General features: G+C 48.9%; 22 protein-coding genes. 3 read left to right on the top strand and 19 right to left on the bottom strand.

The genetic code is table 11. The features are described 5' to 3' along the window. The first annotated feature begins 90 nt into the window (after positions 1 to 90). From pdxR to BUA83_RS01135, 3 genes are all read left to right on the top strand, one after another. Positions 91 to 1,482 carry a MocR-like pyridoxine biosynthesis transcription factor PdxR gene (gene pdxR, locus BUA83_RS01145; protein WP_072934351.1) on the top strand — a complete coding sequence of 464 codons (1,392 nt, stop codon included), beginning with the start codon at positions 91 to 93 and terminating at the stop codon, positions 1,480 to 1,482. Positions 1,483 to 1,558: 76 nt separating this feature from the next. After that, positions 1,559 to 2,185, top strand: coding sequence for a cysteine peptidase family C39 domain-containing protein (locus BUA83_RS01140; protein ID WP_072934350.1), 627 nt, complete (start codon positions 1,559 to 1,561; stop codon positions 2,183 to 2,185). Positions 2,186 to 2,328: 143 nt separating this feature from the next. Next, positions 2,329 to 4,083: a S41 family peptidase gene (locus BUA83_RS01135; RefSeq protein WP_072934349.1), complete on the top strand. Its 1,755-nt coding sequence runs from the start codon at positions 2,329 to 2,331 to the stop codon at positions 4,081 to 4,083. Between the two features lie 45 nt (positions 4,084 to 4,128). On the opposite strand, the gene rlmH is transcribed toward BUA83_RS01135, so the two are convergent. From rlmH to BUA83_RS01040, 19 genes are all read right to left on the bottom strand, one after another. Then, complete coding sequence (rlmH, locus tag BUA83_RS01130) at positions 4,129 to 4,608, bottom strand: 23S rRNA (pseudouridine(1915)-N(3))-methyltransferase RlmH (protein WP_072934348.1); 480 nt, start codon at positions 4,606 to 4,608, stop codon at positions 4,129 to 4,131. A 1-nt stretch (position 4,609) separates the two neighbouring features. After that, positions 4,610 to 5,731 carry a S1C family serine protease gene (locus tag BUA83_RS01125; protein ID WP_072934347.1) on the bottom strand — a complete coding sequence of 374 codons (1,122 nt, stop codon included), beginning with the start codon at positions 5,729 to 5,731 and terminating at the stop codon, positions 4,610 to 4,612. Between the two features lie 17 nt (positions 5,732 to 5,748). Beyond that, the gene (locus BUA83_RS01120; RefSeq protein ID WP_072934346.1) at positions 5,749 to 6,519 is read right to left on the bottom strand and encodes an MBL fold metallo-hydrolase; all 771 of its coding nucleotides are present in this window, start codon (positions 6,517 to 6,519) and stop codon (positions 5,749 to 5,751) included. A gap of 73 nt (positions 6,520 to 6,592) precedes the next feature. Then, positions 6,593 to 7,630 carry a [FeFe] hydrogenase H-cluster radical SAM maturase HydE gene (gene hydE / locus BUA83_RS01115; RefSeq protein WP_072934345.1) on the bottom strand — a complete coding sequence of 346 codons (1,038 nt, stop codon included), beginning with the start codon at positions 7,628 to 7,630 and terminating at the stop codon, positions 6,593 to 6,595. Between the two features lie 10 nt (positions 7,631 to 7,640). After that, positions 7,641 to 9,485, bottom strand: a complete 1,845-nt coding sequence (locus tag BUA83_RS01110) for a tetratricopeptide repeat-containing diguanylate cyclase (RefSeq protein WP_072934344.1) — start codon at positions 9,483 to 9,485, stop codon at positions 7,641 to 7,643. Further along, on the bottom strand, positions 9,482 to 10,870 hold the full coding sequence (locus tag BUA83_RS01105; protein WP_072934343.1) for a GGDEF domain-containing protein: 1,389 nt from the start codon (positions 10,868 to 10,870) through the stop codon (positions 9,482 to 9,484). The genes BUA83_RS01110 and BUA83_RS01105 overlap by 4 nt, the downstream gene beginning before the upstream one ends. A gap of 122 nt (positions 10,871 to 10,992) precedes the next feature. After that, positions 10,993 to 11,397 carry a hypothetical protein gene (locus BUA83_RS01100; RefSeq protein ID WP_072934342.1) on the bottom strand — a complete coding sequence of 135 codons (405 nt, stop codon included), beginning with the start codon at positions 11,395 to 11,397 and terminating at the stop codon, positions 10,993 to 10,995. A gap of 98 nt (positions 11,398 to 11,495) precedes the next feature. Beyond that, a complete protein-coding gene (locus tag BUA83_RS01095) occupies positions 11,496 to 12,077 on the bottom strand; it encodes a manganese efflux pump MntP (RefSeq protein WP_072934341.1) in 582 nt (193 codons plus the stop codon). Between the two features lie 114 nt (positions 12,078 to 12,191). Further along, the gene (locus tag BUA83_RS01090) at positions 12,192 to 13,190 is read right to left on the bottom strand and encodes a GGGtGRT protein (protein ID WP_072934340.1); all 999 of its coding nucleotides are present in this window, start codon (positions 13,188 to 13,190) and stop codon (positions 12,192 to 12,194) included. Between the two features lie 12 nt (positions 13,191 to 13,202). After that, positions 13,203 to 13,895, bottom strand: a complete 693-nt coding sequence (locus tag BUA83_RS01085) for an iron-sulfur cluster assembly scaffold protein (RefSeq protein ID WP_072934339.1) — start codon at positions 13,893 to 13,895, stop codon at positions 13,203 to 13,205. Between the two features lie 38 nt (positions 13,896 to 13,933). Then, positions 13,934 to 15,463, bottom strand: coding sequence for a 2,3-bisphosphoglycerate-independent phosphoglycerate mutase (gene gpmI, locus BUA83_RS01080; protein ID WP_072934338.1), 1,530 nt, complete (start codon positions 15,461 to 15,463; stop codon positions 13,934 to 13,936). 13 nt (positions 15,464 to 15,476) lie between these two features. Next, a complete protein-coding gene (tpiA, locus tag BUA83_RS01075; protein ID WP_234988207.1) occupies positions 15,477 to 16,235 on the bottom strand; it encodes a triose-phosphate isomerase in 759 nt (252 codons plus the stop codon). A 9-nt stretch (positions 16,236 to 16,244) separates the two neighbouring features. Beyond that, positions 16,245 to 17,435 (bottom strand): phosphoglycerate kinase, encoded by a 1,191-nt coding sequence (locus BUA83_RS01070; RefSeq protein WP_072934336.1) that lies wholly within the window; start codon positions 17,433 to 17,435, stop codon positions 16,245 to 16,247. 95 nt (positions 17,436 to 17,530) lie between these two features. Beyond that, positions 17,531 to 18,538, bottom strand: coding sequence for a type I glyceraldehyde-3-phosphate dehydrogenase (gene gap / locus BUA83_RS01065; protein WP_072934335.1), 1,008 nt, complete (start codon positions 18,536 to 18,538; stop codon positions 17,531 to 17,533). 209 nt (positions 18,539 to 18,747) lie between these two features. After that, positions 18,748 to 20,139 carry a thioether cross-link-forming SCIFF peptide maturase gene (gene scfB / locus BUA83_RS01060; protein WP_072934334.1) on the bottom strand — a complete coding sequence of 464 codons (1,392 nt, stop codon included), beginning with the start codon at positions 20,137 to 20,139 and terminating at the stop codon, positions 18,748 to 18,750. Positions 20,140 to 20,217: 78 nt separating this feature from the next. Continuing rightward, on the bottom strand, positions 20,218 to 20,355 hold the full coding sequence (gene scfA, locus BUA83_RS01055) for a six-cysteine ranthipeptide SCIFF (protein ID WP_072934333.1): 138 nt from the start codon (positions 20,353 to 20,355) through the stop codon (positions 20,218 to 20,220). A gap of 109 nt (positions 20,356 to 20,464) precedes the next feature. Next, positions 20,465 to 20,731: a Txe/YoeB family addiction module toxin gene (locus tag BUA83_RS01050; RefSeq protein WP_234988186.1), complete on the bottom strand. Its 267-nt coding sequence runs from the start codon at positions 20,729 to 20,731 to the stop codon at positions 20,465 to 20,467. Between the two features lie 2 nt (positions 20,732 to 20,733). Continuing rightward, positions 20,734 to 20,997 (bottom strand): type II toxin-antitoxin system RelB/DinJ family antitoxin, encoded by a 264-nt coding sequence (locus BUA83_RS01045; RefSeq protein ID WP_072934331.1) that lies wholly within the window; start codon positions 20,995 to 20,997, stop codon positions 20,734 to 20,736. Positions 20,998 to 21,085: 88 nt separating this feature from the next. Next, a complete protein-coding gene (locus BUA83_RS01040; protein ID WP_072934330.1) occupies positions 21,086 to 22,420 on the bottom strand; it encodes an MFS transporter in 1,335 nt (444 codons plus the stop codon). Between the last annotated feature and the right edge of the window lie 103 nt (positions 22,421 to 22,523).

The raw sequence follows: 22,523 nt of genomic DNA, 5'->3' as shown, positions 1-22,523 counted from the left end.
TGTTTGCTTACGGCATTTATTTTATAATGATTCTGGTTCTCTCAAAAGAACCAATAAATATTATTTTCATAGCACCAAAAGGAGTCGCACATGCTTACCTATGACCTTTCAAAGCGTGGCAAAGCACCGCTTTATGATTATTTATACCAGTGCATCAGGGAAGACATCATCACCGGGGCAATACGCTCGGGAGAACGTCTTCCATCCAAGCGTACACTGGCCCGCCATCTTAATATAGGTGTCATAACCGTGACCAATGCGTACGCCCAGCTCCTCACAGAGGGCTACATAACCTCCGTGGAAAAGAAGGGTTATTTCGCCGCGGATGTCAGCAGCTACCGCATACCAAAAAGCTCCGCACCTGCTCCCGCAAAGGATAAAACAGAACCAGATTACTTCGCGGACTTTAAGGCCAACCGCATCAGTCTCAAGAGCTTTCCTATGACGGCGTGGACACGGCTGATGAGAGAAACTCTTTCCATATCCAAAAGGGAGCTTTGGCAGACAATACCATGGAATGGTCTCTTTATTCTCCGCCGGGCAATCGCGGACTATCTTCGCACAAACCGCGCCATGAACGTAGATCCTGAGCAGATTATCATAGGCGCAGGAACAGAATATCTCTACAGCCGTCTTTTACAGCTTTTCGGACCTGCGACAACCTTCGCAATTGAAGACCCCGGATATAAAAAATTCGGAGAGATTTCCCAGAGCTTCGGCAACCCGTGGAAGTATGTTCCCATTGACGATGCAGGACTCTGCATTGATGCCCTGGAGGAAAGCGGAGCCGATGTGGTTCATGTCTCCCCGGCCAATCACTTCCCCACGGGTATCGTCATGCCTGTAGGGCGGCGCATAGAGCTTTTCAGATGGGTTAACCGCATAAGCAAACGCTACATTATCGAAGACGATTACGACAGCGAGTTCCGCTACACAGGAAAATTTATTCTTCCTCTGTACGCTCAGGACACACAAAACCGGGTAATATACCTTAACACCTTTTCCAAGACGCTTGTGCCGTCGCTTCGGATCAGCTACATGGTGCTTCCCAAAAAGCTTTTGGAAAGATACAAAAAAACTCAAAGCTTTTATTCCTGCACAGTTTCCAGCTTTGAGCAGTACACTCTGGCGCTGTTTTTGAAACGGGGATATTTCGAAAGACACATAAACCGCATGAAAAAATACTACCGGATGCAGCGGACGGCAATCCTCGATGCCATCAGACGGTCTCCGCTTAATGATTTTTCCCTGGTTACAGAGCGCAAGGCAGGAACTCATTTCCTTCTCACGGTTAACACCGCGCTTTCAAAGGAATGCATAAAAAAACGTGCTAAAAAAACAGGGCTGCATCTGTCCTTCTTTGACGATTACCGTCACGCGCCCTGCTGTGAAAAAAATGTTCAGCTTGTCATAAACTACGCCGGTATTCCAAAGGAAAAAATTGACGGAGCAGTCTCGCGTCTTGCGGAAATATTCCGCTGAGCCTTCGGGGTTCTTGCACTTTCATACCGTTTTTATTAAAATGATAGGAAATCCCTAAAGAAAATGGTGAATTTCCATGAAGACACCTCTTCAGTATCAAATATCCGAATACGACTGCGGGCCCACAACCCTTGACAATGCGATACGCTTTCTTTTTGAGCGTGAAGACATACCTCCTGAAATCATAAGAAACATCACTCTTTATTGTCTCGACTGCTACGGAGACGGCGGAGTCCCGGGGAAACGCGGAACATCCCGCTCGGCCATGATGTTTCTTGCCAACTGGCTTGACGGCTACGGACGGGTCGGTTCAATCCCCGTATCAAGCCGTTACCTTTCGGGCTCGTCGGTAAACGTAAAAAACGGCGGACTTATAATTGATGCCCTGCACCGGGGCGGTGCCGTGGTTGTAAGGCTGTGGTTCGAGGTAGAGCACTACGCGCTTCTCACGGGAATCACCTCCGATGGCATCATGATGTTCGACCCCTATTACGAAACAGTGCCGGACATAGGAGATGCCACCGATATAAAAATCGTGAATGACGCGCCATTCACCCACAACCGCATCGTGCCGCTTCATTATTTTGAAAGTGAAACCGACAGTCTGTATGCTTTCGGCCCCGAAGCAGACCGCGAGGCAATGCTCCTGTTCAACAACAATACAAAGCTAACAGAAGACAAGACAATAGAATACTTCATATAAGAGAATCCCGTCGTGCAGTTTGCAGGCGGGATTCTTTTTAGAAAACGGTCTGCCCCGGAGGAAATTTAGCAATGGCAATCTTTGATTAAAGGCATTATACTTAATATAAGTGAAGTTACACTTCCACAGGAGGAGGAATATACATGAAGGGAACGAAAGGAAAACTCGCATCAATTTTACTTGCAGGCAGCATTCTTTTTTCGCCGGTATACGGTCATGCAGAGGAAAGTCTGCCATCAGCAGCGGTTGAAACCGAAGCCTCGGAATCCGCCTATGACCATGAAATCGGGAAAATGACAGTACCTATTTATTACGGCAATGCGCAGGAAGGCAGCAAGGACAAAATCGACCTTTATTTTATCGACGGTGTAAATGATGTTCCGTATATTTCTGTTACTGCTGCAAAGGATATACTTATCCGTATGGTAAGAGCGATGGATGCCCCGAAGTACAACCTGACGATGCAGTCAAAGGGTGAACGGGTTATGCTCAGCAGAGAGACACACTATCCTGTAATCTTCGACTGCGGCGAGGATACTATCTCCTTCTGGGATTATGATGCTTTTATGGTCAGGCTTCCTGACGCAACTCTTATGGATCTTGTTGCGGTTTCCGGCTATAACGACCAGGGAGAAGCAGAGCTTTTCCAGAGAAGCAATACTTCCTTCGAGCGCTACGGTGAATCAATTACCTTCCACCCCGGAGATTATGGAATCGACCTTATCTGTCAGGACGGTGAATATTACGTACCTCTCCAGCTTTTCAGTGACATCCTGCTGTCACAGAACGGGATGAACTCTCTGTATAACGGGGCAAGTGTCTTCATTCTGCAGAGCGGAAATCTCCAGCCATTCGAAGACCTTTATTACAATGTCCCACACCCGGCAAAAAGAAGTGACGCACTGGCAAAATTCAACTACAACGAACTTTGTTTTGCCCTTGACTCTCTTTACGGGTTAAAGGAACAGCATAACATAAAAAATTTTGATACGATGTTCCTTCAGGCCGGGCTCAAGGAGCAACTCCTCAGTCCTGACCCACAGACAGCAGGACAGGCACTCTGTGATTTAACATTCATTCATCTTGACGACCTGCACAGTTCCTTTGCCAAACGTTCCTACATGATGAAGGAGGCTCCCGAGCGCAGGTACGGAACCTCCTGCAGACAAAGTATCGCTGACATGAAGCGGTATGCAGAAGCCCGTAATAAACGCTATCCAAACGGTGTGCCCCAATATGAAGAGGTAGGAAACACCGCGTATATTACCTTTGACAAATTTGACGTCACCGTTGATGACTATTACAAGGAAACGGTAGCGGAGCATCTTGATGACACTATCTGTCTGATGAGCTACTCCTTCTCCAGAATCACGAGAAAAGACAGTCCGATAAAAAATGTCGTGCTTGACCTTTCAAACAACGGCGGCGGTGCGGCGCCCACCGCGGCATACACTATCAGTATGTTTTTGGGTGAAGGCTCCATAAGTGTAACAAATCCTTTAACAGGTGCTCTCGTTACTCAGAATTTCAAGGCTGATATGAATATGGACAGAAAGTTTGACGACAAAGACAATCTCCTTAATTACAATCTTTTCTGTCTGACCTCACCAAACAGCTTCTCCTGCGGCAATCTTGTTCCAAGCGCGCTGAAGAACTCCAACCGTGTCACAATACTCGGTCAGACCTCCGGCGGCGGTGCCTGTGTTGTGCAGAATATGACAACAGCTGACGGGTGTGTGTTCAATATATCCGGGCCTTATCGTCTCGCCTATACAAAAAACGGTTCATTCTATGACATAGACAAGGGCGTAACGCCTGATTTTGTTCTGCCGACCCCGGATCAGTTCTATGACAGAAAGGCTCTGACCAAATACATCAACAAAATTCTCGGTAAATAACGGCAAAAAAATTCGCAGCAGGGTTAACCCTGCTGCGTTTTTATTTTACCAGTGATATTTCTCTCCGCGGTTAATCTTGAATGCACGGTATATCTGCTCTACAAGAAGAAGACGCACCATCTGATGTGTAAATGTCATCCGCGAGAAGGATAAAAGCTCGTCTGCCGCCGCGCGGACTTCCTTTGAGAGTCCGAAGGCTCCTCCGATAAGAAATGTAATGCTGCTTTTCCCCTGAAGCCCCAGCTCATTTATACGCTCCGCAAGCTCCTCGGAGGATTTTTGCTTTCCGTATACGTCCAGCACGAAAAGATAGCTTCCCTCGGGCACCTGTTTCAAAAGACGCTCTCCTTCTTTTGTCAGAACCCTTTCGCGGTCTGCGTCAGAGGGCTCGTCCGGCATGTGCTCCTCGTTTATTTCCCGTATTTCTACACGGGCAAAGGGAGTAAGTCTTTTCATAAACTCCGCGATGCCCTGTGTAAGATATTTTTCCTTCAGCTTGCCTGCCGCAACTATCGTAATCTTCACGTTACCGCTCCGGGGCCGCGTCCAGTGTGACGTCTACAGTGTAGGTTTCGTCGCCTCTGATATATTTCACCGGGACAGTATCTCCGACGCTATGGGCGGTAACAGCGGCACGAAGCTCTCCGACAGTATTCGTCTTTTCCCCGCCAACCTCAAGAATGATGTCGCCGCGCTGGAGTCCTGCACGCCCTGCAGGCCCCTGCAGTGTTACATTCTGCACATACACACCTGCGTCTACATTGAGCTGATAGCCTGCACGGGCAGCCGTTTCTTTATCAAATACTCCGACGCCGAGGTACGGACGGATTACACGTCCGTGCTCCATAAGCTGGGATACAACTTCACGGACGGTATTGATAGGAATGGAAAAGCCCATGCCCTCGACGCCGTTAGCCGCTATTTTTGCGCTGTTGATTCCGATTACAAGTCCGTCAGCATTGGCAAGTGCTCCACCGGAGTTGCCCGGGCTGATTGCCGCGTCTGTCTGAATGAGCTTGAGCTGACGTTCGCCACCCATGGAAAGGGTACGGTTCATCGCGCTAATAACGCCGACGGTTACACTTCCCTGGAATTCAAGTCCCATCGGATTTCCGATGGCTATGGCAGGCTCTCCTACAACGATCTCGTCAGAGTTTCCGAAGGATGCTGTGGGAAGGTCTGTTTCATCAATTTTTACAACCGCGATATCCGTAAGCTCATCAGCCCCGATAAGCTTGCCCTTTACACTGCGGCCGTCGGAAAGTGATACAAGAATTTCGCGGGCGCCCTCTATTACATGGTTATTCGTGACGATATATCCGTCGCTTCTGAAAATAACTCCCGAGCCTACTCCCTGCTCTACCTGTACCTGATTGTTAAACCAGTCTCTTGCGACGGCTTTGTTTGTGATACCTACTACTGCAGGCCCCACCGCCTTCGCTACTCGAACCGTAGGAGTGTTGCGGGCATCTGAAAGATTCCCTGTCCCGGTTGATACAGCAGGCCGTGATGTCTCGGGAATGCCCGCATCAGATGACGCGACCGCGCCCAGGCCTGAGCAGCCGCTGAAAAGCACCGCGCCTGTCACAACCATTCCCATGAGCGCGCCTGTCGTATATTTTTTCCAGTCCTTCACAACGAGTTTCATATCTATCCCTCCTGTTGTCATTCACACCAAAAGTCCATGTCATTCTGACGTGCAACGGTTATTTCCATGGTCGGGGATGCTGCCCCCTGTTCCCTTAAAACCCGTTCCACTGTTTCCTTCGCCAGCTCAGGTCGGTTGTTTTCCTCGCTGAGATGTGCAAGAAAGAGCTTTTTCGGGCGTTTTTTCATGTGTACAAGCGCCCATGCAGCCTCCTCGTTTGCAAGGTGCCCCCGATTGCTCAAAATCCGCTGCTTAAGCGGCCAGGGATACGACCCTCTTTTCAGCATTGCGGGGTCGTGGTTTGTTTCCAGCACCAGCACATCAGAACCGTCTATTGCCGACTGAACTGAGGAAGTAATGAATCCTAAATCAGTTGCAAGAGTGCATTTGGAATTTGCTCCATAGAAGCTGTATCCCACAGGGTCAGCCGCATCATGAAGCGTCGAAAAGGCCTTTACTGTAAGAGGCCCCAGTTTCATTTCATCATGAATTACTTCAAGACGTTCCTCCGGCAGCTCTTTTCTTTTGGGAAGCGCTTCAAGCGTTCCCGGTCTTGTATAAACCGTTGCCTCCGTGGCACGAAGAAGCGGCCCAAGACCTTTTACATGGTCTGTATGCTCGTGGGTCAGAAAAACCGCTGAAAGCATATCAGGTGTTACCCCGATTTCCTTCAGGCCCTTCATGACACGACGTACACCGATTCCCGCGTCAACGAGAATATGCATTCCTTCCATTTCTATATAGACTGAGTTTCCTTTACTGCCGCTTCCAAGTACAGCCGTATGCATAGCCTGCGGTTACCTCCAAAAGACTTTTTGCCTTCCATCATGATAGAAAAGCAAAATGTAAATATTATGAAACTTATCTGCGGTGTTTTCTTGCGCCTGCATCACTGCCGATGAATCTGCCGATGGCATTTATCCTTGTCTCCATACATGTACGGCAGTATGCAGGTGTATCTGACACACATGCCTTGCCTGGATAGAGTGCATACTTTTCCCTTGCCTCTCCCTCTGTCACATTAGGCATTACTACATTTGCCCCGGATTTCAGAATTATCTCCCGGCCTTTATGCGGGATAAGTGTCTCCATTGCCGTCGTCGCGGGAATATTCGCCTCCGGAAGAAGGAGTCGGATAAGGGATACCATGCGCCGTGTAATCCCCATGTCACCTGTCGGCTCATCGCCAAGGGGTGTATCGGGATTAGGAATCAAAGGCCCGATTCCCACCATGTCAGCGTCGATTTCCTGAAAGAAAAGAATATCTTCAGCAAGGGCTTCTACAGTTTGTCCCGGAAGTCCGATGAGGCAGCCTGTTCCCACTTCATATCCAAGCTCCTTCAGGTCATGAAGGCATCGGCAGCGTTCGTCATAGGACATTCCCGGATCAAGCTTTTCATAAAGAGCGCGGTCAGTAGTTTCTATGCGCAGCAGGAATCTGTCTGCTCCTGCTTTTTTCAGCTCCGCATATTCTTCTCTCGTACGCTCCCCAATTGAAAGAGTAACGGCTGCCCCAAGATTTTTTATGAATCGTATAATCGGTACAAGACGCTCCGTTGTATACCACATATCCTCTCCCGACTGAAGAACGACTGTATGATATCCGTAGCCCACTGCTTTTTCCGCAAGGGCTTTTATCTCATCAGGTGAAAGACGGTATCTGCCTGCTTTTTCATTATCACGCCGCAGGCCGCAGTACATGCAGTTTCTTCTGCAATAGCTGGAAAATTCAATAAGACCGCGAAGATGCACTGCGTCCCCGACGTATTTCTTCCGAACGCGGTCGGCAGCTGCGGCAAGATGTTCTTCTGCCTCAGATGAAGAAAGAAGGAGCGTAAGCTCCTCCTTCGTTAATTTATGTGTCGTTTCCGCTTTTTCGATAAGCTTTTGAAGCTCCATAATTTCTCCTTTACCACTGCATAGCGCGGAACATGTTTCCTCCGCTTCTTTTCACCTCGTACAGTGCTTCGTCGGCGCGCTCCATCAGCGCGTTGATTTCACGCGGAATATTCCGCCGCTCGGATGCTATACCGATACTCACGGTAAGATGATCCGCCACAGGAGACGTCTCGTGCGGTATATGCGCCTCTGCCAGCTCATCCATAATAAGGCGTGCCGTTTCCTCTCCATCCTTTTCGGTAAAGTTCTCAAGGAAAATAGCAAATTCTTCTCCGCCGTACCGCATGACGTAAGCACCAAACAAATCCGCGGCATTCGTCAGAATTTCCGCAACCCTTCTCAGACACTTGTCGCCGTCGGTGTGCCCGTAGTAATCATTATACTCCTTAAAATGGTCAATATCGACCATAAGAACCGTCAGCTGATGAATATCTTTTCTGTCTCCTTCGTGTATGCGGCGAAGATAGCGCAGATAATACTTTTTATTGTAGACCTGCGTAAGAGCATCCATATCAATGTTCTTTTTCAGTGTCTGATTTTCTTTTTTCAGACCCGTAATCTCACGTGAACGCATGGTATCGAAGAATTTTCCGCAAAGCTGCTCGAACCTCAGGGCCAGATTTCCTGCCTCTATGGCATCTATCGCTTCGTCTTCCATGTGGGCGTAGTGGCATGCCGCCTCATAATCGCCTCTCAGCTCAGCTATCATGGACAGCCGCGCGTAGGCATCACGCCTGCAGCGTGCGCCGTAATGATCTGCTGTTTCGGCCAGCTTTTTGCATGCGCGCTCCGCACCGCCAAGCCGCCCCTGCCTGAGAAGCATTGAGGCCTGGAGGGAATAAAGCATGTAGTCAAACTCCGGAACAGGGAAATCATATCTGCCGTATTTTTCAAAAATTGCCAGCGCCTTTTTCAAAAACTCCTCAGCTTCTTCAAAGGTATCATCGCGTATCAGAGCAAGCCTTGCCTTGAGGTAGCATGCGACAGCGGTAAACTGCTTTCTTTCCTTTTCCCAAAGCCTCGGCAAAAATTCTTCAAGCTCAGTGATTCTCTTCTCCGCCGAAATCAGACGTCCAAGCTGGAAATCACAAAAAACAAGGCTTACCCTTACGGATGTGCATACCGAATCAGGAAGGCGCTTTCTTTCATCACCTATAATACGGCAGTACACATCTGCAGCATCGGAATATCTCTCCATCATCAGATATGTATCAGCAAGGCGTTTCATTCCCAGCTTTTCCATAAGAACCATACCGTTCATGCGGCATATCTCTATGCCACGGGTCAGATATTTTGTCCCTTTGATGTTGTCATAAAGAATATTGTTATATATCTGTGCTATTCCGAAGAGCACACACACGCTTTTCGAAGTTGTATGCCCATGACTGAAATACTCCGCGCGGCGCAGGTACTCCAGCACCTCATCCTTTTCATTTGCCAGGCGTCCCAGCTGTATGATGTGAATGTAGTGCAGCGACAGCTCATCAAAAAGCCGCAGACGTCCAAACTCGCGAAGCGCTGTTTCAGAGTGTCTGCCGGCTTTCTTTATATCACCTGTCAGGGTATAGCATACAGAAAGAATGCAATGCATTTTAGCGGCGTACACCAAAAGGCCGAGGCTTTCAGCCCCCCGAAGTGCCTTCTCCAATACGGTTATTGCACGGTCATATTCTCCAAGTCTGTAACGTGCAAGTCCGGCCGTATACATGAGCAGTACTCTGTCATTTGCGCTTTTTGAGGCCGCGCTGGCATTTTCAAGCTTTCGGAGCCAGCCCAGCACCATGTCCAGATTCATGCATTCAGTATCAGTATCTTCAAGGTATGAAATAATACTTTCTATTTCCTTAGGGTTCATGCCCGTGCCTCCATTTCACTGAAGCACACGCAGCATGCACGTCCCCGTGCTTTCGCAGAATATAAAGCCTCATCCGCTTCACGTATGAGTCTTCGGATATCTTCGGACAAATGACACCGTGATGAAGCAACCCCCATGCTCATGGTAACATACTCATCTACAGTGCTCATCTTATGTGGGATAGCCCGATGGCGCAGTGATGAAAGTATATTCTCCGCGGCTTTTTTGGCGTCCGCTTCGTCTGCGTCCCTGCGGAGCAGCAAAAATTCTTCTCCTCCGTAACGGAATACCTGCCAGCCCTTCTTTCTGAAATCCCTCAGAACCTGTCCTACGCTGGACAATATTGAGTCACCCTGCAAATGTCCGTAATGGTCGTTGTATGCCTTGAAAAAGTCAAGATCCGCCATGATGCACGCAAGGGAAACAGGGCCTTCGGCAGTCTTTCCAAGCATCTGAAAGCTCGTTCGCATAAGCGCCTTGCGGTTTCCAAGACCTGTAAGAGCGTCCACGTTCGCCTGTTCGCTCAGTCGGCGGTTTTTCATGCGGAGCTTCAGTATATTTCTCTCCTGCTCCTTTACATCGTAAAGGTCCTGAAGGAAGGCGGTATACGCCCTCTCACGTTCCCTGGAAAGATGCGCGTAAAGCGCGGTATAGTCCTTGTGAGCCTGCAGCGCTGCATAAAGCTTATTCTGCTTCTCCAGAAGTGTCATCTTTCTTCTATATAAAAGCAAACGAAGGCGCGGAGGATAGTTCCGGCTTCCGGCAACAGTATTCAGCAAAAACAGAGCGGCATCAAGTGAAGCCTCCGCCTCCTGATACATTTCTTTTTCAATATAAAGACGCATTTCCAGCAGTCTGAACAATACATCGGCATGAAGAACACCAAGGTTTACTCGTGATGAGCATTCCTTCCTGATATCCTCCAGCAGAAGCTCGGCCTCCCTGCCATGCTCTCCACAGGAGAGCATAAAAAGAAACCTTATGACTTCAATAAGGGCGGAAAATTCACCTGCAGGCCCTTTTTTCCTGCGCCCGTCGGGAACCATTTTCTCCAGCTGCCTTAAACAGCTTTTCTGCCATTCAGGCTCGCTGCCGAGATAACGGTTAACAGCGCTGATCCCCGCGAACATTACCGCAACATCCCAGTCAACGTTTTCATCCCATGCACCGGCAATTTTCCTGTAAAACTGCGCTGCAAGTTCATTTACCTGACGCACATCGCCCTGAACGAGATAAATCCGCGCAAGCTCACAAACCATGCGGCGGTATTTCATGGAAACTGTTTCCCCTGCTTCCCGCCTCATGGCATCCTGCATACGATACGTCCTGCGAAACCATTCATAATAACGCTGCTGCACTTCTCCGCCTCCTTTCTTTTTGCTCATTAGAGATAATTATACCCCAAAACTCCCTTACATATCAAACTTTTTTCCCATATATACAAAATGCAAAATTCTTAAGGGCATAAAAAAAGAGTGATGGCGCCCCATCACCCCTCTGAATTTCTTTATGGCTGCGGATAATAAATATAATCGACGATGCACTCCATAGGCGAACCGGCAGCATATCCTGTCACCTGCAGCGGCACCATCGAGCCTCCCGTTTTTTCTTTTGTATCGTACTGCCCGTTAAGCGAATCAATAATCTGATACGTCCGTTTCTCACGATTAAAATGAATGCTGTAAACGAAGAAGCGGTTTTCAGCTGCTTTCACGATTTCAACCCGGGCATCAACTTCGTTATTCCCGATAAAATTCACGCTGTTCATATCAACATAATAGCCTGTGGTGTTCCTGGCATCCACAAAAACAAAATCCGCGTCGGGAAACTCCAGCTTCTCGGCAAAGCAGACAGCGCTTAAAAAGAGCATGAATACAAACGCCATCGGCACCGTATAAAATATTTTTTTCATTCTCATTCTCTCCTGCTTACCGATATCATCAGATACCGTGAATCTTAATCATTATAACTCTAATATGAATGTTTTTCCATAGTCAGTTTTGTTATGTTTCAGAATAAAAACTTTGAAAGCAGAATCTCAAGTCCGATAGCTATCAGGAGCGCTCCCCCAAAAATCTGCGCTCTTCCTGCCAGCAGGATTCCGAAACGCCGTCCCAAAATAAGTCCAGCCACACATATAACAAAGGTTACCGCGGCGATTATGAGCGAGCAGATAAATGCCTCAGCCGCAGCATATCCGGCTATCGTAAATCCGACAGAGAGCGCGTCAATGGATGTTGCTACCCCCTGCATCATGAGAATGCCCAGACTCAGCGTCTTCACATTGCTCTCTTCTCCCTCGCCGTACACACCGTCCTTTATCATATTGATTCCGATGAGCAGCAGAAGAAAAAATGCAATCCACGGAATGTACGTCTCACAGGCTTCGAACACCTTTACAATAGAATGAACGCAAATCCATCCCAGCATCGGCATGAGAAACTGAAAACCGGCAAAGGTACCTGCGATAAGACTCATGCGTCCCTTATTCATCCCCGGGTCATTAAGTCCGTTCGCCAGTGAAACAGAAAAGGCATCCATGGCGAGGCCCACACCAAGCAGTATGCTGTTGACAACAAAAAACAAATTCATTTCAGCAATCCTTCCATATACAAATAATATCATACTACATTTATTAATAAATGTTGTCAAGGAAGAAAAAAGAGAAGGCATCACGCCTTCTCTCTGAAAATAACCGAATCAGTTTTACGCCATTGCCTGTTCAACACTGACTGCAACCGCAACTGTAGCACCTACCATCGGATTGTTGCCCATGCCGATGAGTCCCATCATGTCAACATGCGCCGGTACTGATGAGGATCCTGCGAACTGCGCGTCACCGTGCATGCGTCCCATAGTATCAGTCATGCCGTAAGAAGCAGGACCTGCCGCCATGTTGTCGGGATGAAGTGTACGGCCTGTGCCGCCGCCTGATGCGACAGAGAAATATTTTTTCCCGCGCTCAAAGCATTCCTTTTTGTAGCAGCCCGCAACAGGATGCTGGAAACGTGTCGGATTTGTGGAGTTGCCTGTGATGGAAATGTCCACGTCCTCATGCTCCATTACAGCGACACCCTCCTGCACGCTGTCAGCACCGTAGCAGCGGATAGCGCTGCGCTCACCGTCGGAGTATTTGATTTCATCCGTTATATTGAGCTTGCCTGTCTTGTAATCGTACTCGGTACGTACATAGGTGAAGCCATTCACGCGTGAGATAATCTGCGCCGCGTCCTTGCCAAGACCATTCAGAATAACCTTAAGCGGTGTCTTTCTGACCTTGTTGGCTTTTTTTGCAATACCGATAGCTCCCTCTGCTGCCGCAAAGGATTCGTGTCCTGCAAGAAACGCAAAGCATTTCGCGTCTTCTCTTAAAAGCATTGCTCCGAGATTTCCGTGTCCAAGGCCTACCTTTCTGTGGTCGGCAACAGAACCCGGCACGCAGAATGCCTGAAGTCCTTCGCCGATTGCCTCAGCTGCATCTGCAGCCTTTGTGCAGCCCTTCTTGATTGCAATAGCCGCGCCAAGGGTATATGCCCAGCATGCGTTCTCAAAGCATATCGGCTGGATTCCGCGGACGATACCTGCAACATCGAGGCCCTTGCTCTCGCATATTGCCTTCGCATCCTCTACCTTTTCCATACCGTATTTTTTCAGTGTTTCGTTGATATGGTCAATGCGGCGTTCGTATCCTTCAAACAGTGCCATTATTCTTCCCCCTCACTCTTTCCGCGGATCTACATAACGCGCCGCTTCGTCAAACCGTCCGTAATTTCCCGTCGCCTTTTCAAGAGCCTCCTGCGCCGGTGTGCCGTCCTTTATCATTTCCATCATCTTGCCAAGGCTCACGAACTCATAGCCGATGATACGGTCCTCCTTATCAAGAGCAACACGTGTTACGTAGCCTTCTGTAAGCTCCAGATAACGGGGGCCTTTTTCGAGAGTGCTGTACATTGTGCCTATCTGGCTGCGGAGTCCCTTGCCGAGGTCATCAAGACCTGCGCCAACAGGAAGTCCGTCATCGGAAAAGGCTGTCTGAGTTCGTCCGTAAACAATCTGTAGGAAAAGCTCACGCATTGCCGTGTTGATTGCATCACAAACGAGGTCTGTGTTGAGGGCTTCAAGAATTGTCTTGCCCGTGAGAATTTCTGCTGCCATGGCTGCGGAATGTGTCATTCCCGAGCATCCGATTGTCTCGATAAGTGCTTCCTGAATCACGCCGTTCTTGACGTTAAGACTCAGCTTGCAGGCGCCCTGCTGCGGAGCGCACCAGCCGACACCATGTGTGAGGCCGCTGATATCGGAGACGTCCTTCGCCTTGACCCACTGTCCCTCTTCCGGAATCGGGGCAGGACCGTGGTTCACTTCCTTCGCAATGCAGGTCATTTCCTGCACCTTCTGTGAATAGTTCATTTTACTCCCTCTCTTTTTCCATAAAATTATCCTACTCTTCAGCCGTCAATGAGGCTTTCGCCTGTCATTTCCTCCGGTATCGGAAGTCCTGCAAGAGTCAGCATCGTCGGTGCTATATCGCAAAGTCTTCCCTCATGAAGAGAGATATTTTGCGGTCCGACAAGAATGAACGGCACGGGATTTGTCGTGTGCTGGGTGAAGGGTTCACCGCTTTTACGGTCTACCATTTCCTCTGCATTTCCATGGTCGGCGGTGATACACAGGATGCCTCCAACTTTTCTTATGGCCTCCTCAACCCGTCCGACACAGGTATCTACTGTTTCAACAGCCTTGACTGCCGCTTCAAAAACTCCGGTATGGCCAACCATATCACCGTTGGCGTAGTTCAGTATTATGAAATCATATTTCCCTGAGCCTATTGCCTCCACAACCTTGTTGGTAACCTCTATGGCACTCATTTCAGGCTTCAAATCATACGTGGCAACGTCAGGCGACGGCACCAGAATCCTGTCCTCTCCTTTAAACAGCTCCTCCACGCCGCCGTTAAAGAAGAATGTGACATGCGCGTATTTCTCTGTTTCCGCGATACGAAGCTGTGTCATGCCGTTGGCTTCAATGACCTCGCCCATTGTCTTCGTCAGCTTCTGGGGAGGATAAGCTATGCGGACATTAAGCCCTGCCTCGTACTGAGTCATTGTCACGTAGGACGGCTTAAGAGCCTCGTCGCGTTCAAAGCCGTCAAAGCTCTCATCAGTAAATGCATGAGTCAGCTCTCTGGCTCTGTCAGGACGGAAGTTAAAGAAAATAACGCCGTCCTCAGCCTTCATTCCGCTGTAATCTCCGATAACCGCAGGGATAACGAACTCGTCCGTCACCCCGTCGTCGTATGATGCCTTTACAGCCGCGCCTGCGTTTTCAGCGTGGACTCCTTCCGCATGGGCTATGGCGTCATAGGCTTTTTTCACGCGCTCCCAGCGCTTATCACGGTCCATTGCGTAATAGCGTCCCGATACAGTCGCGATTTTTCCTGTGCCGATTTCTTTTATTTTTTCTTCAAGTTCAGCAATAAATTCCGCGGCACTTGATGGCGCGACATCCCTTCCGTCAAGAAAGGCATGAACAAAAACCTTTTTCATTCCCCTGCGCTTCGCAAGCTCCAAAAGCGCGTACAGATGGCTGCTGTGACTGTGTACTCCGCCGGGGGAGACGAGTCCGAAAAGGTGCAGAGCACCGTCATTCTTCTTAGTTTCATCAATAACGGCATTAAACGCCTCATTTTTGAAAAATTCACCCTCACGGATTGCCTTCGTGATACGTGTCAGCTCCTGATAAACGACACGGCCTGCTCCGATATTCGTGTGACCGACCTCGGAGTTTCCCATCTGTCCATCAGGAAGGCCTACCGCCTCTCCCGAACAGAAAAGTCTGGTGACGGGACATTCCTTCATGAGCCTGTCAATGACCGGGGTATTCCCCTGAACCACAGCATTGTTTTTGTCCTGCGGTTCACCGTTGCCCCAGCCGTCCATGATGACAAGCATCACGGGTGCATTTTTGAGTTTTGCCATAGATATCCTCCGATCAGCGGTTAAATTTCACAATCTCGCTGAAATCCTTTGCTTTGAGTGCGGCTCCTCCCACCAGCGCGCCATCCACGTCAGGTTTTTCCATGAGACCTTTGATTGTTTCAGGCTTCACGCTGCCTCCGTATAAAATACGCACGGAATCAGCCGTCTTTTTATCATACAGCTTTGCAATAGTCTTACGGATATGCTCACAGACCTCCTGTGCCTGCTCGAAGGTTGCTGTCTTGCCTGTTCCTATTGCCCAAATCGGTTCATAGGCAATGACAAATTTCGCAACACACTGCGGCTTCCTGTCAGCAAGGGCAAGCCTGACCTGACGGGAAACGTAGCGCTTATATGTCCCCTTTTCACGGGTTTCCAGCGGCTCACCAACGCAGATAATCGGAGTGATGCCTGCACGGTGTGCGGCACGGGCACGTTTATTGACCGTTTCATCAGTCTCACCGAAGTACTGTCTCCGTTCCGAATGTCCGATGATGGCATATTTTACACCAAGCTCCGCCAGCATGGCCGGGGCAATTTCACCGGTGTAGGCTCCGCTTTCCTCCCAGTGCACGTTCTGTGCACCCACAGCGATATTTTTCCCGTGAAGTGCCGTCGTCACTACTGCAAGCGCCGTAGCAGGCGGGCAGATAACAATCTCTGTGTCCTTGATACCCTTCACAAGAGAGGTCAGCCCGTTAACAAGCTTCATGCCCTCTGCGATGGTATTATTCATCTTCCAGTTGCCGGCAATGATTGGTTTACGCATGATGCATCCTCCTCATTTATCCGCAATAGCAGCTATACCCGGCAGCTCCTTACCCTCGAGATATTCAAGCGTTGCGCCGCCGCCCGTGGAAATATGGCTGATTTTATCCGAAAGCCCTGTCTTTTTGAGAGCGGCAATGGAGTCACCGCCTCCGACGATGCTTACAGCACCCTTTTCAGTCGCCTCAGCTACAGCCTCTGCAACGGCCTCGGTACCCTTAGCGAAAGCATCAAATTCGAACACGCCCATAGGCCCGTTCCAGACGATAGTCTTTGCTCCCTTGAGGGCTTCCTTATAAAGCCTCATTGTCTCAGGACCTGCGTCAAGTGCCTGCCAACCATCTTCTATGCCATCTGCGGAAACTACCTTCTTTGCAGCATCAGCCTTGAAATCATCCGCAACAACAACATCTACAGGCAGAACCATCTTTACATTCTTTGCCTTTGCTTTCGCAAGAAGCTCTTTTGCGAGGTCATATTTGTCAGGCTCGGTAAGGGATTTTCCTACTGCCTTGCCCTCAGCAGCCAGGAAGGTATTTGCCATACCGCCGCCGATTATGATGGAGTCAACCTTTTCAATCATGTTGGAGATAACATTGATTTTGTCCGAGACCTTCGCACCGCCAAGAATCGCAACGAACGGACGCTCAGGTGCTTCAAGAGCTTTTCCTATGAACTGCAGCTCTTTTCCGATAAGGAATCCAGCTACAGTTTCCTTGTATTTCGTAATTCCCTGATTGGAAGCATGTCCGCGGTGAGCACATCCGAAGGCATCATCGACTACAATATCCGCAAGCTTCGCAAGCTGCTTCGCGAATTCAGGGTCGTTCTTTTCTTCTTCAGCATGGAAGCGGAGATTTTCAAGAAGGAGCACATCTCCCGGCTGCAGCTTTTCCGCAGCCGCCTCCGCAGGTGCCCCCACACAATCCTCAGCAAAGGCCACAGGGCGCTTCAACAGCTCTGAAAGACGTGCCGCAACCGGCTTTGTGGAAAGCTCCGGCTTAACCTGTCCTTTAGGACGTCCGAGATGGCTGGCAAGAATAACCGCCGCGCCATGCTCAAGAAGATATTCGATAGTCGGAAGCGTTGCACGGATACGTTTGTCGTTGGTGATATTTTGATTTTCATCAAGGGGTACGTTAAAATCCGCACGGACAAAGACTTTCTTTCCCTTTACATCAATGTCTTCCAGTGTTTTTTTCATGAAATCTGCCTCCTTATGTGTGTAACGCAAAAAAGAAAAGAGGCCCGGCCCTCGCTATGGCCGGACCTCGCAGGATCTTAGCTCAAAAATTTTAATTACTTCAGGCTTTCGAAGTATTTGATGGTGCGAACCATCTGATTCGTGTAGCCTGCTTCGTTATCATACCATGCAACGACCTGAACCTGTGTCAGCTCGTCGTTAATCGGTGTTACCATTGTCTGTGTAGCATCGAAGAGGGAGCCGTACGTGCTTCCGATGATGTCGGAGGATACGATCAGCTCTTCGTTGTAGCCGAAGGACTCGTTGGAAGCTGCCTTCATTGCTGCATTGATTTCCTCGACAGTGACCTTGCCCTTTACAACTGCCATGAGCATAGTGGAGGAACCCGTCGGCGTCGGAACACGCTGTGCAGCGCCGATGAGCTTGCCCTGAAGCTCAGGAACAACAAGACCGATTGCCTTTGCTGCGCCGGAGGAAGTCGGAACAATGTTAAGAGCTGCAGCACGGGAGCGGCGGAAATCGCCTTTGCGCTGTGAAGCATCCAGAGTAACCTGGTCACCCGTGTAAGCATGAATCGTCGTCATGATACCGCTCTGAATCGGAGCCAGCTTGTGAAGAGCCTTAGCCATCGGAGCAAGGCAGTTCGTTGTGCAGGAAGCCGCGGAAATAATCGTATCGCTTGCCTTCAGGATCTCATGGTTGACGTTGTAAACAACCGTCGGAAGGTCCTTGCCTGCAGGAGCAGAGATAACAACCTTCTTCGCGCCGGCATCAATATGCTTCTGAGCCTTTTCCTTGGAGGTGTAGAAGCCCGTGCACTCGAGAACGACATCTACATCATGCTTTCCCCAGGGAATATTAGCTGCATCGCGCTCACCATAGCGTGCAATCTTCTTTCCGTTTACGATGAGATGGTCTTCGTCAGCGCTTGTCTCATACTTGTACATGCCCTGCGTGGAATCATATTTCAGAAGATGCGCAAGAAGCTTCGGTTCTGCCGGGTCATTAACGGCAACAACCTCATACCCCGGTTCATCAAACATGTGACGGAACGCCAAGCGTCCGATGCGTCCGAATCCGTTGATTGCTACTTTTACTGCCATAATAAGTATCCTCCTAGACAACGTTAGATTTAAGTATTGTTTTCTTATTTATCCGAAAATAATCTCTTTCCCTATAATATAATAGAAAAGCGCCTATTGTCAAATTCTTTTGGCCCAAAAACAGCGCAAAAAAACAGGCAAAAGCTTTCGCTATAAGCCTGTTTTCAAAGCATCGGGAGATTTTTAATCCGAATCCCGGGAATTCCGTTTTAACCTTCGTTGTTTTCTTTTTCAAGCTTCAAAAGTGCCTGTACAAGAATCGCACATTCGAGGCGTTTTTTCTGAATCTCGCAGCCCACCTCATACGGCTGACGGATATCGCCGTGGAACAAATCCGCATTCGCGTGACAGCCGCCGCTGCAGTAAAATCTTGCCCAGCAGTCGCGGCATTTCGGTTTGTTCAGCACGTGGCTTTCGCGGAAATACTGTGGAAGGTCTTTGCTTGTGACTCCTTCATCAAGAGAGCCGAGACGGTATTTCTCCCTTCCTACAAACTGATGGCACGGATAGAGGTCTCCGTTTTCTGCCACTGCAAAATACTCGTGGCCTGCTCCGCAGCCCGAAAGACGCTTCGCAACACAAGGCCCGTTGGAAAGATCCATGTTGAAATGGAAGAAGAAAAAGCCCTTTCCCTCGCGGTGACGCTTCATGTATGCCTCTGTAAGGCGGTCATATTCCTCATTGATTCGCGGAAGGTCTTCCTCCGTGAAACCAAGAGGACTGTCCTTTAACACTACAGGCTCCATGGAGAGAATGTCAAAGCCCGCGTCATTCATGGAAAGCACATCCTCCGTAAAGTCCATGCTGTTCTTAGTGTACGTTCCGCGCAGGAATGTGTAAACGCCGCGGTAATCATAATTTCCGCCCTTGCGGCTGTCGAGACATTTTTTGAAATTCTTCACAACACGGTCGTAGGTTCCGTTTCCGCCCACATCAGGACGCATTGCGTCATGAACCTCCTTGCGGCCGTCAAGGGACAGCACCAGGGAGAAATCGTTTTCGTTCAGCCACTTGATATTGTCGTCATTAAGCAGCATTCCGTTTGTCGTAAGGGTGAGCTTTATCTTCTTGCCAGTTTCCTTTTCGCGCTGGTGTACATACTCCGTAACCGCCTTAACCGTTTTCATGTTCATGAGAGGCTCACCGCCGAAGAAATCCATCTCGCAGTGCTTTCTCGGACCGCTCTTTTCAATGAGAAAATCAACAGCCTTTTTACCCGTTTCCGGCGACATAACAGCGCGCTCCTGTCCGTAGCTGCCGCCGTCGCCGAAGCAGTACTTGCAGCGGAGGTTGCAGTCCTGCGCAATCATAAGGCAGAGGGATTTTACAATACCCGTCTGCGCAAAGGTTGGCGGAATATCTATATCCGGAGCGAAAAGCTGCTGCATTTTCATCAGCTCATGAAGCTCCTCCAACGCCTCCGTCAGGTCTTCCTTCGGGTACTTGCCGTCGAGCGCCTTCAAAACCTCATTATCATTCGTGCCGTCAAAGGTATCCATCATATCGTAAATCATCTTGTCGATGACATGCACCGCGCCGCTGTTTATATCAAGCAGAATGTACGTCCCATTCTGTTCGAACTTGTGAATCCTGTCCTTCATCATAATCTCCTAACGAAAAAATTACTAACACAAAAAAGGAGCACCGCCGAAAAGCAGCACTCCTTTTCCCGACCTGTCTTACTTCTCGCAAACCTGATTTCCTACCGTGCAGGAAGTCTTGCATGCCGACTGGCAGGATGCCTGGCACTCGCCGCAGCCGCCTTTACCAACCGAAGCCTGAAGCGTCGGTTTGTTGACCGTCTTAATGTGTTTCATGTTCTTACCTCCTTCTTCTGAGATGAAGTAAACATCTGGTAGAATCTACTCTATTTTACCTTTTTTCGGCAGCATGCGCAAGTTCGCCCGCCTGCCTGTTTTCTTCAGCTCAGTTGTAGTGATTACGGCAGGCAAAAATGATGATTATATCATCTTCTGCCGCATAAACGATTCTGTTCGTGTCATCAATCCTACGGCTCCAAAATCCTGTCAGATTTCCCCGCAATGGTTCCGGCTTTCCTATCCCCTCAAAAGGATGCCGAAGTATGTCCTTTATCAAAGTATTAATCCGCTTGAGAGTCTTTTTATCCTGCGTTTGCCAATACAAATAATCATCCCACGCATCAACGTCCCATTCCAAATGTTTTATCTGCACGGTCATTCCTCTATCAGTTCATGCTCAGCAACCATCAAACTTCCTGCTTTGTAATCTCTCATCTTTTTCTCTAAGTAACGAATATTAGCTTCGGAATAAAAGGGATCAGCAGACACTACGAAGGGAATTCTTCTTTCCCTGCCCACCGTTTTGGCAAAAATAGTAAAAGCGGCGCTCATTGACAGTCCCATCTCCGCACACACTTCTTCCATACGTTTTTTTACATCCGAATCAAGTTTAAAATTTACACTTACTGCCTGTGCCATATAGACCACCTCTTTCTCTGTCTATATTCTATCATATATAAAGATAAACTCAATATATTTACTTTATATATTCAAGCATTTTATTATCTCACTCTCCACTGATTGCTTCCAGGGATTTCTGGCGGCTTTCGATACCGAGTCCAAGAACTACGGCGGAGACTATGACGAATACTGAAGCGAATACAACAAACACAGGACCCATTCCCACGCCTGCCGCAAGCATTGATCCCACAAAGGCAGGCGCAATCATACCGCCAATACGACCAAAGCCTGCTGCCCAGCCGCTTCCGAGAGCGCGGATTTTTGTCGGGTACTGCTCAGGCGTATACGTATAAATAACTCCCCATGCGCCAAGGTTAAAGAAGGACATCAGCGCGCCCCATATAAGAAGCGTCTGCGCCGAGCCTGCGTGTCCGAAAAAGAAGCTGCACACGCCTGACATCAAAAGAAACAGCGAAAGAGTATATCTGCGTCCGATAATATCCACAAGCCATGCCGCGGCATAATATCCCGGAAGCTGCGCAATTGTCATGATAAGAACATACTCGAAGGATTTTACTACCGCAAAGCCCTGCTGAAAAACAAGACTCGGCAGCCACATAAATATTCCGTAATAGCTGAACACAATACCGAACCACGCGAGCCAGAGCATCACTGTGCGGACACGGTATGGTTCGCTCCAGAGTGCCGAGAACGACGGCTTTTCTGCGGTTTCAGTGCCAAGCTCAACCGCGGTGAGTTTTCCTTCGAAGGGTTTGACTTCAACTCCAAGCTTTTTTTCAAGAGAAACAACTATTTCCTTCGCTTCTTCAATACGTCCCTTTGTTATAAGATAACGAACCGATTCGGGCATATGGAGACGGATGAGGAAAACATAAAGCGCAGGAATTGTTCCAATCCAGAAGGCAATCTTCCAACCAAATTGTGGAATCAAAAGAAATGCGATGCATGCAGCGCACAGCCAGCCGACACCCCAGAAGCTTTCGAGAAGAACAATAAATCGTCCGCGAAGCTTTGATGGCGCATACTCGGACATGAGCGTCACCGCAACAGGAAGCTCTCCGCCGAGCCCAAAGCCTACAATGAATCTGAAAAACAGAAGTGATTCATAATTCCATGCCAGCGCGCACATTCCAGTGGCAATACTGTACATCAGCACCGTTATGGTAAATACCTTCCTGCGGCCGATACGGTCCGCGAGCGTTCCTGCGAGAATAGCACCCAGCGCCATTCCTATGAGTCCGATGCTTCCAATCCACCCCATCTGTCCCGGCGTAAGATTCCACTCCTTCGCCAGCATAGGAAGAACAAACGCGATGAGTCCCGTATCCATGGAATCAAAAAGCCATCCAAGTCCCGTCACTGCCAAAAGCTTGTAATGAAACCGTCCTGTCGGAAGGTTTTCCAGTCGTTCCAAAATCATAAAATCTTCTCCTTTTGTTTTTACTGTCTTGACAGTTGTATATTGTACTGCAAAAACTGTGTAAATGCAAAAAAATAACTGCGAAAAGGCAAATTACCCTTTC

It is taken from the genome of Schwartzia succinivorans DSM 10502 (genome assembly GCF_900129225.1).
GTDB lineage: Bacteria > Bacillota > Negativicutes > Selenomonadales > Selenomonadaceae > Schwartzia > Schwartzia succinivorans.
Note: the sequence above shows the minus strand (reverse complement) of the source record. Positions and strands in the feature narration are given on the sequence as shown.